Origin of the sequence: Methylobacterium sp. E-041 (genome assembly GCF_022829665.1) — a bacterium.
GTDB lineage: Bacteria > Pseudomonadota > Alphaproteobacteria > Rhizobiales > Beijerinckiaceae > Methylobacterium.
On record NZ_JAKSYQ010000192.1, the window covers coordinates 1 to 831 of the forward strand.

Genomic DNA, 831 nt, shown 5'->3' on the forward strand with positions numbered 1-831 from the left:
CCAGCTATGATCCAACCAAGCTGTTAGACGGGGCGCACACGGTTTTGGTCACGCAAACCGACGTGGCCGGTAACACCTCCACCGCAAGCTCACTCAGCTTCGTAGCTAATATTGCGACGGTGCAGAGTGACACTTTGGTGGTCAAGGTCTCTGGCGACAACTGGCAGGGGGATCCGCACTTCACCGTGACGGTCGACGGCAAGCAGGTCGGCGGTGTGCTGACCACCTCTGCTTCGCATGCTGCTGGTCAGACCCAGGACATCACCCTGACGGGCAACTTCGGCTCAGGCGCTCACGATGTCGCGGTGAAGTTCATCGACAACGCCGACAACGGTTGGGGCAACGATCGCAACCTCTACGTCCCTCAGGTCACGCTCGACGGGCAAACCTATGCGGGTGATACGGCTGCCAACACGGGCGGATCCAACAGCCTCGGTGTCGCCAATCTCTACAGCAACGGTACCGCTACCTTCCATACCAACGTGACCACGACGAGCGGAGCTGCTGGGTCAGCTCCGCCACCAGCGTCGACGACCACGCAGCCGACTTCAACGACGACGCCGCCCGCTTCGACGACGACGCTACCAACGACGGTGCAGAGTGACGCTTTGGTGTTCTAGGTCTCTGGCGACAACTGGCAGGGTGACCCGCACTTCATCGTGAAGGTCGACGGCGAGCAGGTCGACCGCAAGCTAACCACCCCCGCTTCCCATGCTGCTCGCCATTCCCAGGACATCACCCTGACGGGCAACTTCGGCTCAGGCGCTCACGATGTCGCGGTGAAGTTCATCGACAACGCCGACAACGGCTGGGGCAACGATCGCAAACTCT

General features: G+C 61.3%; 1 protein-coding gene. It reads left to right on the forward strand.

What is annotated here, in order from left to right; genetic code table 11:
- A partial coding sequence (locus MKK70_RS18470) for a carbohydrate-binding domain-containing protein (protein ID WP_279603709.1) occupies nt 1-620 on the forward strand: 620 nt, incomplete at its 5' end.
- Nucleotides 621-831 lie beyond the last annotated feature (211 nt).